This window comes from Mycobacterium asiaticum DSM 44297, from assembly GCF_000613245.1.
GTDB lineage: Bacteria > Actinomycetota > Actinomycetes > Mycobacteriales > Mycobacteriaceae > Mycobacterium > Mycobacterium asiaticum.
Genome location: NZ_HG964937.1, coordinates 1,027,447 through 1,040,886, shown reverse-complemented (window position 1 = coordinate 1,040,886; position 13,440 = coordinate 1,027,447). Strand labels below are relative to the sequence as shown.

Below are 13,440 nucleotides of genomic sequence, written 5' to 3'. Positions count from 1 at the left end.
TGGTTACGCCTTGGTCTCTTATCGGTACGGCCCGGGCGCGTCCGGTGCGCTAGCAGGTCGCGCCGGCCGGTGGCGTCGCTCCGTTGATCAGATATGCCGTGATGTAGTCGTCAATGCAGTTGTCGCCCTGGAAGACAACCGTGTGCTGGGTTCCGTTGAACGTGATCAACGACCCCTTGAGCTGGTTGGCCAGGTCGACACCCGCCTGGTACGGCGTGGCCGGGTCGTGCGTGGTCGACACCACGATGGTCGGCGGTAAACCGGGCGCGGAGACGGTGTGCGGTCGGCTGGTCGGCGGCACCGGCCAGAATGCACAGGTGCCTAGCGGGGCGTGGCCGGTGAACTTGCCGTAACTCATGAACGGCGCCAGTTCACGCGACCGGCGATCCTCGTCGACGACCTTTGCGCGGTCGGTAATCGGTGGCTGGTCAACACAATTGATCGCCACCCGAGCATCGGTCGAATTGTTGTAGTGGCCGTGTGAATCACGCCGCATGTACATGTCGGCCAGCGCCAGCATGGTGTCGCCGCGGTGCTCGTCGGCGAGCTCCTTGAGGCCATCGGTCAAGTGGTGCCACAGGTTTGGCGAGTACAGCGCCATGATGGTGCCGACGATGGCGTCGCTGTAGCTCAGGCCGCGCGAGTCTTTGGTTTTCGCGGGCCTGCTCACCTGGAGATTGTCCGGGTCGACCAGCGGGTCGATCAGGTTGTGGTAGGCCTCAACGGCTTTGGTGGGATCGTTGCCCAGCGGGCAGCTCGAGTCCTTCGCGCAGTCGGCGGCGTAGTCGTTGAAGGCATCCTGAAAACCCTTGGCCTGCCGTAGATCCGCTTCGATCGGGTCGGCGTTGGGGTCGACGGCGCCGTCCAGGATCATCGAGCGCACGTTCTGTGGGAAAGCCTCGGCATAGGCCGAGCCGATCCGGGTGCCGTACGAGTAGCCGAGGTAGGTCAGTTTCGCGTCACCGAGGGCCTTGCGGATGGCGTCCAGATCCTTGGCGACGCTGACGGTCCCCACATTGGCCAGGAAGTTCTTGCCCATCTTGTCGACGCAGCGCTGCACGAATTGCTTGGTCTCGCTCTCCATGTGTTCCACGCCCGCAGGGCTGTAGTCGACCTGCGGTTCGGCGCGCAGCCGGTCGTTGTCCGCATCGGAGTTGCACCAGATCGCCGGCCGCGAGCTGGAAACCCCGCGCGGATCGAAACCCACCAGGTCGAAGCGCTCATGCACCCGCTTGGGCAGGGTCTGGAAGATGCCCAGTGCCGCCTCGATTCCGGATTCACCGGGCCCACCCGGGTTGATCACCAGCGAGCCGATCTTGTCCCCGCTCGCCGGGAACCGGATCAACGCCAGCGAAGCCACGTCACCGCCGGGGTTGTTGTAGTCGACCGGGACGGCCAGCTTCCCACACATCGCGTGGCCGGGGATCTTCACCGAAGGGTTCGAGCTGCGGCACGGTGTCCACACCACCGGCTGGCCCAGCCGAGGCTCGGCCATGTGCGCCCGCCCGGCGACCACGTGCACACATCCCGCCAGGACCAGCACCACAGCGGACAGCGCGGTCCACATCAGCAGCATGCGCGCGAACTTGTCGCGGCGAGACAGGCACATGGCACCCTATGGTGCCAGAGAAGTTCCCCGGTCCTGGTCAAGGTATATCCGGGACCCGTCCTACCTGGTTGCGGCCAGCAACTCCGCCATGACGACGCCGAACTCGTCCGCTAAATCCCACAGGTCCGGCAGCAATTCCGGGCAGGCGATCAGTCCGACGTCCAGCCGGCCGTTCAGCGACATGACGGTGATGTTGAGCCCCGACCCGTGAAAGATCGGCCCCAACGGATACATCGCCTTGACCTCGCAGCCCAGCAGGTACAGCGGGATCTGCGGACCCGGCACGTTGGAGACGACGAGATTGTGCACCGGGAGGCTCTCGGTGAGCCGGGTCATGGCGTAGACGCGCATCGCGGCGCCGAAAACCGCCGGCGCGGCGAACTGCGACCAATCCTGTAGCAGGGTGGCTCCGATCGCCGAACTATGTTGTTTGGCAACAGAATTCGACTCAGCGATGGCATTGAGCCGCTGCACGGGGTCATCGATGTGAGTCTCCAGGCTGGCGAACATCGCCGAGACCTGGTTGCGGCCCGGTCGATCGGACTTGCCATGCACCGATATCGGCACCGAGGCCACCAGCGAGGATTCCGGCAGCACGTTGCGGTCGGCCAGGTACTGGCGCAACACCCCGGACACCAGCGCCATCACCACGTCGTTGACCTTCACGCCGAAATGGTCCTTGACCGTCTTGACGTCTTCGAGGTCCAGTTCTGCATACGCGATGGTGCGCCGGCCACTGATGGACGCGTTGAACACGGTCCGCGGCGCGGCGAACGGACGCGCCATGGTCAGGCCGTCCCGCGCGCGCAGCAACGTTGCGACCACCGAGGACACCGTGTCGGGCACCACATTGGCCAGTTGTAGCGGCCGGGCGGCGAAGCGCAGCAGCCCACCCGCGGCGATCTGCCACCCGCTGGCACCGCCCACCCCCGCTACCCGCTCCGGCGCGGGCGCGTCGGCGGCGGTCGAGCACAGCTGCGACATCAGGTTGGCGCCCGTGACCCCGTCGACCCCGGCGTGATGGACCTTCGTCATCACTGCGATCCGCCCTTGCCGATGACAATCGGTGCCGGCCACTCCTTCGATCACCCACATCTCCCACAGCGGCCGCCGGCGATCCAGCGGCAGCGACGCGATGTGGCCGCAGATTTCGGACAGCTCCGCCCGCCCGCCCGGCGCCGGCAACGCGATGCGGTGCAGATGACGGTCGATATGGAAGTGCTCGTCGTCGACCCACACCGGATGGTCGAGGTTGAGCGGGCTGTTGGCGAGTTTCTCCTGGAACTCCGGCAACGCCCGGATACGCAAGGACATCGCCTCGCGCAGCCGGTCGAAGGTGTAACCGCCCGGCATGGTCGAGGTGTCCAACTCGATGACCGAGCAGACGTGCATCGGCTGCGAGTCGGTCTCCAGGTAGAGGAAGCTGGCGTCGAGCCCGCTGAGCCGCTGCATCCGCCGATGTTAGGCCGAAAAGTGGTCCCGACCACCCATGAATGCATCGGAACCGTCGAAATGGCAGAATAGGCGGGGTCAGACGAACCCGGGGACCTAGCTAGGCCACGAGGATCGACCCGACCACCATTTAGGGACAATGATGTCTGAGAACGTCTATGGTTCGAGCGCTGCCGCGACTTCGCCGCCGCGCCCCAAGATCCGCACCTCTCACCTGCAGAAATGGAAGGCCGAAGGCCACCGGTGGGGCATGCTCACGGCCTACGACTACTCCACCGCCAGGGTCTTCGACGAGGCGGGGATTCCCGTCCTGCTAGTCGGCGACTCCGCCGCCAACGTCGTCTACGGCTACGACACAACCGTGCCGATTTCGATCGACGAGCTGATCCCGCTGGTCCGTGGGGTGGTGCGGGGCGCGCCGCACGCTTTGGTCGTCGCCGACCTGCCGTTCGGCAGTTACGAGGCAGGCCCGTCGGTCGCATTGGCCGCCGCCACGAGGTTCATGAAGGAAGGCGGCGCGCACGCTGTCAAGCTTGAGGGCGGTGAGCGGGTCGCCGAGCAGATCGCGTGCCTGACCGCCGCGGGCATTCCGGTGATGGCCCACATCGGCTTCACCCCGCAGAGCGTCAACACCCTCGGCGGATTCAAGGTGCAGGGTCGCGGTGATGCTGCCGAACAGACCATCGCCGACGCGATCGCGGTCGCCGAAGCCGGGGCGTTCGCCGTAGTGATGGAGATGGTGCCGGCCGAATTGGCCACCCAGATCACCGGGAAGCTGACCATCCCGACGGTCGGCATCGGCGCCGGCCCCAACTGTGACGGCCAGGTGCTGGTCTGGCAGGACATGGCCGGGATGAGCGGCGGCAAGACCGCCCGCTTCGTCAAGAGGTTCGCCGACGTGGGTGGCGAATTACGTAGAGCCGCAACACAGTACGCAGAAGAAGTGGCCACGGGAGCTTTCCCGGCAGAGGAGCACTGTTTCTAGCTTTCCGCCCGCGCCGGGTCGGTAATTTTGATATGGCACTCTATGGGAGCCTGCCCCGCCCCCACGGAGAACAGAATGCCTGCTAAAGCGCCCTCAAAAGGGCCCAAGACGGCGCGTCATCTTGAAGTCGAGCGCAAGTTCGACGTGGTGGAGTCGACCGTGTCGCCGTCGTTCGAGGGCATCGCGGCAGTCTCCCGGGTCGACAAGCCCCCCGTTCAAGAACTGGACGCGGTCTACTTCGACACGCCGAACCAGGATCTGGCGCGCAACCGGATCACGCTGCGGCGACGCACCGGCGGTGCGGACGCCGGCTGGCATCTGAAGTTGCCGGCCGGTCCCGACTCACGCACCGAGATTCACGCTCCGATAGAGGAGTCCGACGACGCCGACACCGTGCCGGAGGAGTTGCTGGACGTAGTGCTGGCGATCGTGCGGGATCGACCGGTAGCGCCGGTCGCGCGCATCACCACCCGACGCGAAATCCAGGTCCTCTACAACGGCGAGGACGTGGAGCTGGCGGAGTTCTGCAACGACCACGTCACCGCCTGGTCCGCCCGGGACGCGCAGAACTTGGACGACTCGGAACCCGTCGAGCAGCAGTGGCGGGAATGGGAACTCGAGGTCCGCGAACCCGACGGTGAGATCAGCGAAGCGGCAAGCCATCAGCTGCTGAACCGCCTCAGCAACCGGCTACTGGACGCCGGCGCCGCCCCCGCCGGGCACGGCTCGAAGTTGGCCCGAGCGCTCGGGACAACTGCTCAACCCGCCGCTGCCCCGCCCGCCGATCCCATCCATCGGGCGGTGGCACAGCATGTCGAGGAAATGTTGGTCTGGGACCGCGCGGTGCGTGCCGACGCCGATGATTCCGTGCACCAGCTGCGGGTCACCACCCGCAAACTGCGCAGCCTGCTCAAAGACTCGCAGGAGTCGTTCGGATTGGCCGACGGCGCATGGGTTCTCGACGAGCTACGCGAACTCGCCGGGGTGCTGGGCGTCGCGCGCGACGCCGAAGTGCTGGCCGAGCGTTACGAACGTGCGCTGAGCCGGCTGGACCCACAGCTGGTTCGCGGGCCGGTGTTCGAACGTCTGGTCAACGGCGCCAAACGGCGCTACCAGGTGGGCTTGCGGCGCTCGTTGATCGCCATGCGCTCCAAGCGATACTTCCGGCTGCTCGACGCACTGGAATCGCTGGTGACCGAACCAACGGTGCTCGCGTTCGGTCAGCAAACCAAGCCGGTGACCATCGATGCGGCCTACCGCAAGGTACGCAAGGCCACGAAAGCGGCCCGCGAGGCCCCCGACGATGACGAGGCGCTGCATCGGATCCGCAAGCGCGCCAAGCGACTTCGCTACACCGCAGCGGCGACCGGTGACGACCGGGTCGCCCAGGAGGCCAAGGCCATTCAGGTTCTCCTCGGCGAGCACCAAGACAGCGTGGTCAGTCGCGAGCACCTGCTCGCGCAGGCGCAAGCGGCCCACCTTGCGGGCGAAGACACGTTCACCTACGGCCTGCTCTACCAGCACGAGAGCCAGACCGCTGAAAGCAGTAGCGAACAACTGGATTCCGCGCTGCGCAAGCTGGACAAGGCGGTACGCAAAGCGCGGCGCTGAGGGCCCGGGCCGCGCCAGCCTGCCGGGGCCCCTTGTCGCCTTGTCGCGTCGCCTGCCCTGGGCCGCCGAGCGTGAAATGCACGACGGAAACTCGGCGTGTCGCGTCGCACGATTCACGCTCGCCAACGAAACGGCGCCGCCCCCGACGAAGCGACGCCCCAAGGGGCGGACGAGTTGGCCTGTAAGCCGGATTCTGTTCCACGCCGCCGCGGCTTTAATCCACGGCGGCACGGCGACGACCATCCATCTGGACACTCCGTTGCCGGGTGCCTCAAGCGGCCTACCCGCAGACTCGGACGAGCAGCCCTCAAACGTCTGCGCGGCCGCACCCTCGGTGCGGCCTTCTTGGCCTTGCTTCGGGTGGGGTTTGCCGAGCCATCCCGGTCACCCGGGATGCTGGTGCGCTCTTACCGCACCGTTTCACCCTTACCGCCACAAGGGCGGCGGTCTGTTTTCTGTGGCACTTTCCCGCAAGTCACCTCGGATTGCCGTTAGCAATCACCCTGCTCTGTGAAGTCCGGACTTTCCTCGACTCGGCACCCTTTAGAGCGCGAGCCGCGGCCGTCCAGCCAACTCGTCCGCGACGAACACGGTACCCGCTCAGCGGCGGCACCGGCCAGTGCGGTCTTTGCCGGCCGGCGTCACAGATACCCAGTCTGATTGACCAGGCGCACCGATGACGCCCCGTCGGGATAGAACTCGGCGATGCTCAGCGACGCCAGGTCCAGATGCAACCGGTACAGGATGCCCGAGCCGGCGTCCAGCGCCATGCGCAGCAGCAACTTGATCGGCGTGACGTGGGAGACCACCAATACGTTCTTGCCCTCGTGGGCGGAGATGATCCGGTCCCGGCCGCGACGCACGCGCCGCAGCACGTCGTCGAAACTCTCCCCGCCCGGCGGCAGGGTGCCCGTGTCGTACAGCCACCGGCGGTGCAGATCCGGGTCCCGCGCGGCGGCCTCGGCGAATGTCAGCCCCTCCCACGCGCCGAAATCCGTCTCGATCAGGTCCTCATCGACGGTCACCTCCAGGCCCAACGCCCTGGCCGCCGTCATCGCGGTGTCATAGGCCCGTTGCAGTGGGGAGGAAATCACCGCGGCGATGCCCCGGCGCTGTGTCAGGTACCTTGCCGCCAAACCGGCCTGGCGCCAGCCGACCTCGTTCAGCGGCGGATTGCCACGCCCGGAGTACCGGCGTTGCACCGACAGCTCGGTCTGCCCGTGCCGCAACAGCAACAGCCGAGTCGGGGTGCCGCGCGCGCCGGTCCAGCCCGGGCCGGTGGTGGTGGTGTCGGCCGGGCGCTCGGCCACCGCGGCCCGGGCCGCTTCGGTGACCGGCACGGCAACCTTATCGACGCGGCGATCGGCCTGGGCCTCGGCGGCGTCCATCGCGTCGTTGGCCAGTCGATCGGCGTATGCGTTCTGGGCGCGGGGAATCCAGGAATAGGTGATCCGGCGGAATCGCGACGCGAGCGCCTGGGCCTGGCTGTGCAGTTCCACCAAGTCGGGGTGCTTGACCTTCCAGCGCCCGGCCATCTGCTCGATCACCAGCTTGGAGTCCATCAGGACCGAAACCTCGGTGGCGCCCAGGTTGAGGGCATCGTCCAAACCGGCTATCAGCCCGCGATATTCGGCGACGTTGTTGGTGGCCCGGCCGATCGCCTGCTTGGATTCGGCCAGAACGGTTCGGCGGTCCTGGGTCCACACCACCGCGCCGTAACCAGCGGGTCCGGGGTTGCCCCGCGATCCGCCGTCGGCTTCGATAACCACTTTCATTGGTCAGAGCCCTTGACGCGCAACAGGATTGCGCCGCACTCCGGACAGCGCTGCACCTCGTCTTCGGCGGCGGCCTGGATCTGGGCCAACTCGCCGCGACCGATCTCGATACGGCATGCGCCGCACCGGTGTCCCAGCAGCGGGCCGGCGCCCGGGCCTCCCCCCGCGCGCAGCCGTTCATACAGCGCCTTGAGATCGGGGTTCAGTTCTGCGGCCACCGTCTCGCGGCGGGCGGCGTGTTCTGTCCGGGCCTCTTCGACCTCGGCAAGCGCCTCATTGAGGGCCTTTTGCGCGCTGGCGAGTTCGTCCTGCAGCCCGGCGATGGTCCCGGATTCCGCGGCCTCGGTGGCCTGCAGTTCCTCGCGCCGTTCCATCACTTCCAGCAGGGAATCTTCCAGGCTGGCCTGGCGGCGCTGCAGCGTTTCCAGCTCGTGCTGCAGGTCCGCCAGTTGCTTGGCGTCGGTCGCCCCCGAGTTGAGCAGCGCGCGGTCCCGGTCCTCTCGCTTGCGCACCGCGTCGATCTCGGATTCGAAGCGGGACACCTGGGCGTCGAGATCCTCCACGGCGATCCGCACGGCGCCCAGCCGGTCACTGGCGGCGTTGTACTCACCCTGCACCCGCTCAAGGGTTTCGCGTTGGGGCAGATGAGTGGTCCGATGGGCAAGGCGGGACAGCTCAGCGTCCAGTTTCGCCAGTTCCAGTAGCGAACGCTGCTGTGCCACTTCGGCCTTCATGATCTCCTAGGTCTCTTTCAGGTCTGGTTCCCGGCGCACAGATTCCACGGATCGGTGCGGATGTCAGACACCCGCACCGCCAGCGCGGGCCCGAACGCCGAGCGGAGCACGTCCGCCGCTTGCCCGCACCACGGGAATTCGCTTGCCCAGTGCGCCACGTCGATCAGCGCCACCTCCGACGCCCGGCAATGCTCGTCGGCCGGATGGTGACGCAGGTCGGCCGTGACATAAGCCTGCACACCGGCCCCAGCTACCGCACCCAATAATGAGTCTCCGGCTCCCCCGCAGACCGCGACCCGCGACACCGGCGCGTCGGGATCACCGGCGGCGCGCACACCCCACGACGTGGAAGGCAACGCGGCGCCGACGCGGGATACGAAGTCGGCGAGCCGTTCGGGTCGGGCCAGTGTGCCGATGCGGCCCAGACCGGTGTCGGCGGGCGGCGGAGCCATGGTGAAGGTGTCGAAGGCCGGCTCCTCGTAGGGGTGCGCGGCGCGCATCGCCGCCAGCACCGCACCCCGTGAGCGGGCCGGGGCGACTACCTCGACCCGGTCCTCGGTGACCTGTTCGACGGTCCCGACACTGCCGATCGCCGGAGCCGCCCCGTCGTGCGGCAGGAACTGTCCGATGCCGGTGACGCTCCAGCTGCAGTGCGAGTAATCGCCGATCTGGCCGGCGCCCGCTGCGAACACGGCCTCGCGCACCGCGTCGGCGTTCTCCTGCGGCACGTAGATGACCCACTTGTCCAGATCGGCCACGGGCGGCGACGGCTCGAGCACGCCCTCGACCGTCAGGCCGAGTGCGTCGGCCAGCGCGTCAGAAACCCCCGGTGCGGCCGAGTCGGCGTTGGTGTGGGCGGTGAACAGCGCCCGGTCGGAACGGATCAGGCGGTGGATCAGCGCACCCTTCGGCGTGCTGGCAGCGACCGTGTCGACCCCGCGCAACAGCAGCGGATGGTGAGCGAGTAACAGGCCGCCGTCGGGGACCTCGTCGACGACCGCGGGCGTCGCGTCGATGGCGATGGTCACCGAATCGACAGGGTCGGCGGGGTCACCGCACACCAGGCCCACCGAGTCCCAGGACTCGGCCAGCCGAGGCGGGTACGCCTCGTCCAGCACCTCGATGATGTCGGCCAGCCGCACGCTCACCGGCGACTCCCACTGTGCAGGCCGGCCAGCGTCTCGGCGATCGATTCGACCAGTCGCGACCACTCCGGACGCACCGCCGCCCGCAGGTACGTCGCGTCCAAGCCGACGAAGGTGTCACACCGCCGCACCGCAATACCGCTGCCAACCAACCGGTTCCGGATCCACTCGGCGTCGGGGCTGCGGAACAAGACGAACGGGGCCCGGCCGGCGACCACGTCGACACCCACCGACGCCAAACCGGCGACCATGGCCGCGCGGGCGGCGGCCAACCGCGCGGCATCGGCGGCGGCCTCGGCCACGGCTCGCGGGCTGCAGCAGGCCGCGATCGCGGTGAGCTGCAGGGTCCCCACCGGCCAATGCGCGCGCTGCGCCGTCAACCGGGCCAGCACATCAGGTGACCCGAGCGCATAACCCACGCGCAGCCCCGCCAGCGCCCACGTCTTGGTCAGGCTGCGCAGCACCAGCACGTCGGGCAGGGCTTCGCCGGCAAGCGATTCCGGTTCGCCGGGCAGCGCGTCGGCGAAGGCCTCGTCGACGACGACGATCCGTCCCGGCCGGCGCAGCGCCCGCAGTTGCTCGCGGGTGTGCAGCACCGACGTCGGGTTGGTCGGATTTCCCACCACCACCAGGTCCGCGTCCTCGGGGACCCGCGCCGTATCGAGGGTGAACGGCGGCCGCAGAACCACGTGGTGGACCGGGATTCCGGCCGCCGTCAGCGCCGCCTCCGGCTCGGTGAACGACGGCGCGATGAGCGCCGCGCGGCGGGGCCGCAAGTTGGGCAGCAACGCGAATCCTTCGGCGGCACCTGCCAGCGGCAGGACCTCGGCGGGCTCGCGGCCGTGCCGGGTGGCGGCTGCGTCCTGGGCGGCGCGCACCTCGGCGTCGCCCGGGTAGCGGGCCAGATCCGTCAGCCGTGCGCTCAGCTGCGCTATCAGCCAGGACGGCGGCTGTGCATGACGGACGTTGACCGCGAAGTCGAGCATGCCGGGCAGCACGTCTTGATCACCGTGATAGCGGGCCCGCGACATGCGGGCCGACGCGCTCTGATCCAGACCAGCCACCTCAGAAACACTAGTGCGCCAGTACCCGAAGTAGGCATCGGGAGCACCACGGCGCACCCGCGCGGCGCCATCAACCACAATGGGACCGTGACAGGTTCGATCACCGACGAGGCACCGCAGCTGGTGATTTTCGATCTCGACGGCACCCTCACCGATTCGGCCGTCGGCATCGTGGCCAGTTTTCGGCATGCGCTGACCCACATCGGTGCGGCCATCCCGGACGGGGATCTGGCCGCTCAGATCGTCGGGCCGCCGATGGACGAGACCTTTCGCGCGATGGAGCTCGACGGGCGCGCCGATGAGGCGTTCGCGGCTTTCCGCGCCGAGTACGGCAGCCGGGGTTGGGCGATGAACAGCCTGTTCGACGGCATCGAACCGCTGCTGGCCGACCTGGAAGCCAACGGCGTCCGGCTGGCCGTGGCGACCTCAAAGCTGGAGCCCACGGCGCACCGCATCTTGGGGCACTTCGGGCTGGCCCAGCATTTCGAGGTGATCGCCGGCGCCAGCCCGGACGGCTCGCGTAAATCCAAGGCCGACGTGTTGGCGCACGCGCTGGAGCAGCTGAGGCCGTTGCCCGAGCGCATTCTCATGGTCGGTGACCGCAGCCATGACGTGCACGGCGCGGCCGCGCACGGCATCGACACCGTGGTGGTCGGCTGGGGTTACGGGCGCACCGACTTCGCGGACCCGGACTCGTCCGCCGGTCCAACCCTGGTCACGCACGTCGCGACCATCGAGGAGCTTCGGAAGGTGCTGGGTGTCTGAGTCGAAGCTGCACGTGACGTTTGTATGCACCGGCAACATCTGCCGTTCGCCGATGGCCGAGAAGATGTTCGCCCACCAGATCCAGCAGCGCGGCCTGGGTGACGTGGTGCGGGTGACCAGCGCCGGAACCGGCAACTGGCACGTCGGCGAGGGGGCCGACCTTCGGGCCAAGCGGGTGCTGCGCGAGCACGGCTACCCCACCGACCACCGCGCCGCTCAGGTCGAGGACGATCATTTGGCGGCGGACCTGGTGATCGCCCTGGGTCGCAATCACGCGCAGTTGCTGCGCCAGCTCGGGGTGGACGACGACCGGCTGCGCATGTTGCGGTCCTTCGACCCGCGGTCGGGCGCATATGCACTGGACGTCGAGGATCCGTACTACGGCGACCAGAACGACTTCAAAGAGGTGTTCGACGTCATCGAAGCCGCCCTGCCCGGCCTGCACGCCTGGGTGGACGAGCGACTCGCCCAGAACGGATCGGGTTGATGCCCCCGCGGAATCGCAGTTTGAGGTTCCTACTGCGGCCGAGCTGGCTGGCGCTGGCCCTGGTGTGCATCGCGTTCACCTACCTGTGTTTCACCGTCCTGGCGCCGTGGCAGCTGGGCAAGAACACCAAGACCTCCCGGGAGAACCAGCAACTCGCCGATTCTCTCAACGCCGCCCCGGTGCCGTTGAACTCCCTTATCCCCCAACAGGATTCGCCTACCAAGGGGCAGCAGTGGCGCAAGGTGACCGCCACGGGTCATTACTTGCCCGGCATCCGGGTGCTGGCCCGACTGCGGGTGGTCGAGGGCGATCAGGCGTTCGAGGTGCTGGCCCCGTTCGCCGTCGACGGCGGTCCGACCGTGCTGGTGGATCGCGGGTACGTCCGGCCCGAGCAGGGTTCCCACATTCCGCCGATCCCGCCGCCACCGGAGAACACGGTGACGATCACCGCGCGCCTGCGCGATTCCGAGCCGACCGTGCAGGGCAAAGACCCGTTCACCAGAGATGGCTACCAGCAGGTCTTTTCGATCAGCACCGAACAGGTGTCGACGCTGACCGGGGTGCCGCTGGCCGGGTCGTACCTGCAATTGGTCGACGACCAGCCCGGCGGGCTCGGCGTGATCGGGGTGCCACGCCTGGATGCCGGGCCGTTCCTCTCCTATGGCATTCAATGGATCCTGTTCGGCGTGCTGGCCCCGGTCGCATTGGGGTACTTCGTCTACTCCGAGGTGCGGGCCCGTCGTCGGGAGAAGGAGATCTCCGCGGCCGGGGCGCGTCCAGACGAGGCGAAGCCGGCGCCTGATCAGCCGACGACCGTGGAGGAGAAGCTTGCCGATCGCTACGGGCGCCGCCGGTAGGTGTCGCTCACTGCGGCGGCCGCCAGCGCCACCGCCACCGCACCCGCCTGCACCACCCGTGATAACCGCACCGCTCGTCGAAGGTCATGCACCGCCGGTGGTCCGCCGTCACCCAGAACCGGCCGGATCTCGAGTTCGTGGTGGTACTGGGTCGGCCCCCCGAGGCGCACCCCGAGCGCCCCGGCGAACGCCGCCTCCACCACTCCGGCGTTGGGGCTGGGATGGCCGGCCGCGTCGCGCCGCCAGGCCCGCACCGCCCCCGTCGGAGATCCGCCGATCAACGGCGCGCAGGCCACCACCAGCGCGCCGGTCACCCGCGCCCCTACGTAGTTCATGACATCGTCCAATCGCGCTGCCGCCCAACCGAACTTGCGATAACGCGGGGATCGATGACCGACCATGGCATCCAACGTGTTGACGGCGCGGTACATCAGAACCCCGGGCGCGCCGCCGGCCGCGGCCCACAGCAGCGGCGCCACCTGGGCGTCGGAGGTGTTCTCCGCCACCGACTCCAGCGCCGCGCGCGTCAGACCGGCGGCATCCAGCAGCGCGGGGTCGCGCCCGCACAGCGACGGGAGCAGCATCCGCGCATCCTCAACATTCCCGGCCGCCAGCAATGCCGCCATGTCGGCTCCGGTGCGCGCCAACGAAGTGCCGCCCAGCGCGGTCCAGGTGGCGGCGGCGACGGCCGCGGCGCGGTGTGGCGCTCGGCCCCGCTCCAACGCCGCGCCCAATAGACCGGCACCGGCCACCAACATTGTCACGTGCGCCGCACCGGCGAACCGGGCATCGCGGTAGGTGACCCGCTCCAATTTCCCTGCCGCCGCACCGAACACGGCGACGGGGTGACCTCGTTGGGGATCACCCAGCGCCAGGTCCGCGAGGTAGCCCACCAGCACGCCGACCATGCGGCTCTGCCGTGTCGACGCAAGCACCAACGCAGCGTCTCATAACCG

General features: G+C 68.2%; 12 protein-coding genes and 1 other RNA gene. 5 read left to right on the top strand and 8 right to left on the bottom strand.

Translation table 11 applies throughout. From position 1 onward, the window contains the following. Positions 1-49 precede the first annotated feature (49 nt). Both BN972_RS15205 and BN972_RS15200 read right to left on the bottom strand, forming a co-directional pair. On the bottom strand, positions 50-1,609 hold the full coding sequence (locus tag BN972_RS15205) for an alpha/beta hydrolase (RefSeq protein WP_036359351.1): 1,560 nt from the start codon (positions 1,607-1,609) through the stop codon (positions 50-52). Between the two features lie 60 nt (positions 1,610-1,669). Beyond that, complete coding sequence (locus BN972_RS15200; RefSeq protein ID WP_036359350.1) at positions 1,670-3,061, bottom strand: WS/DGAT/MGAT family O-acyltransferase; 1,392 nt, start codon at positions 3,059-3,061, stop codon at positions 1,670-1,672. 139 nt (positions 3,062-3,200) lie between these two features. Here BN972_RS15200 and panB point away from each other — a divergent pair, with 139 nt between their 5' ends. Together panB and BN972_RS15190 are read left to right on the top strand one after the other, a co-directional pair. Further along, positions 3,201-4,046 carry a 3-methyl-2-oxobutanoate hydroxymethyltransferase gene (gene panB / locus BN972_RS15195; protein ID WP_036359348.1) on the top strand — a complete coding sequence of 282 codons (846 nt, stop codon included), beginning with the start codon at positions 3,201-3,203 and terminating at the stop codon, positions 4,044-4,046. A gap of 75 nt (positions 4,047-4,121) precedes the next feature. Next, on the top strand, positions 4,122-5,657 hold the full coding sequence (locus BN972_RS15190) for a CYTH and CHAD domain-containing protein (protein ID WP_036359346.1): 1,536 nt from the start codon (positions 4,122-4,124) through the stop codon (positions 5,655-5,657). A gap of 166 nt (positions 5,658-5,823) precedes the next feature. Here BN972_RS15190 and rnpB read toward each other — a convergent pair. The 5 genes from rnpB to cobC all read right to left on the bottom strand — a co-directional run bounded on the left by rnpB (position 5,824) and on the right by cobC (position 10,375). Beyond that, positions 5,824-6,234: RNase P RNA component class A (gene rnpB / locus BN972_RS27815), an RNA gene on the bottom strand. Between the two features lie 64 nt (positions 6,235-6,298). Continuing rightward, the gene (locus BN972_RS15185) at positions 6,299-7,432 is read right to left on the bottom strand and encodes a bifunctional RNase H/acid phosphatase (RefSeq protein WP_036359344.1); all 1,134 of its coding nucleotides are present in this window, start codon (positions 7,430-7,432) and stop codon (positions 6,299-6,301) included. Beyond that, positions 7,429-8,166, bottom strand: a complete 738-nt coding sequence (locus BN972_RS15180; RefSeq protein ID WP_036359342.1) for a zinc ribbon domain-containing protein — start codon at positions 8,164-8,166, stop codon at positions 7,429-7,431. The genes BN972_RS15185 and BN972_RS15180 overlap by 4 nt, the downstream gene beginning before the upstream one ends. A gap of 17 nt (positions 8,167-8,183) precedes the next feature. Continuing rightward, the gene (locus tag BN972_RS15175; protein WP_036359340.1) at positions 8,184-9,314 is read right to left on the bottom strand and encodes a Nif3-like dinuclear metal center hexameric protein; all 1,131 of its coding nucleotides are present in this window, start codon (positions 9,312-9,314) and stop codon (positions 8,184-8,186) included. Then, complete coding sequence (gene cobC / locus BN972_RS15170) at positions 9,311-10,375, bottom strand: Rv2231c family pyridoxal phosphate-dependent protein CobC (RefSeq protein ID WP_036360945.1); 1,065 nt, start codon at positions 10,373-10,375, stop codon at positions 9,311-9,313. Before cobC ends, BN972_RS15175 begins: the two co-directional genes overlap by 4 nt. Before the next feature lie 123 nt (positions 10,376-10,498). On the opposite strand from cobC, the gene BN972_RS15165 reads away from it, so the two are divergent. The 3 genes from BN972_RS15165 to BN972_RS15155 are packed head-to-tail and all read left to right on the top strand — an operon-like array spanning position 10,499 to position 12,484. Then, entirely contained in the window at positions 10,499-11,140 is a 642-nt protein-coding gene (locus tag BN972_RS15165; RefSeq protein ID WP_036360944.1) for an HAD-IA family hydrolase, read from the top strand. Next, positions 11,133-11,627: a low molecular weight protein-tyrosine-phosphatase gene (locus BN972_RS15160; protein WP_036359338.1), complete on the top strand. Its 495-nt coding sequence runs from the start codon at positions 11,133-11,135 to the stop codon at positions 11,625-11,627. The genes BN972_RS15165 and BN972_RS15160 overlap by 8 nt, the downstream gene beginning before the upstream one ends. Then, the gene (locus BN972_RS15155; RefSeq protein ID WP_036359337.1) at positions 11,627-12,484 is read left to right on the top strand and encodes an SURF1 family cytochrome oxidase biogenesis protein; all 858 of its coding nucleotides are present in this window, start codon (positions 11,627-11,629) and stop codon (positions 12,482-12,484) included. The genes BN972_RS15160 and BN972_RS15155 overlap by 1 nt, the downstream gene beginning before the upstream one ends. Here the strand turns inward: BN972_RS15155 and BN972_RS15150 are convergent. Next, positions 12,466-13,419, bottom strand: a complete 954-nt coding sequence (locus BN972_RS15150; RefSeq protein ID WP_036360942.1) for a cobalamin biosynthesis protein — start codon at positions 13,417-13,419, stop codon at positions 12,466-12,468. The genes BN972_RS15155 and BN972_RS15150 overlap by 19 nt on opposite strands. Positions 13,420-13,440 lie beyond the last annotated feature (21 nt).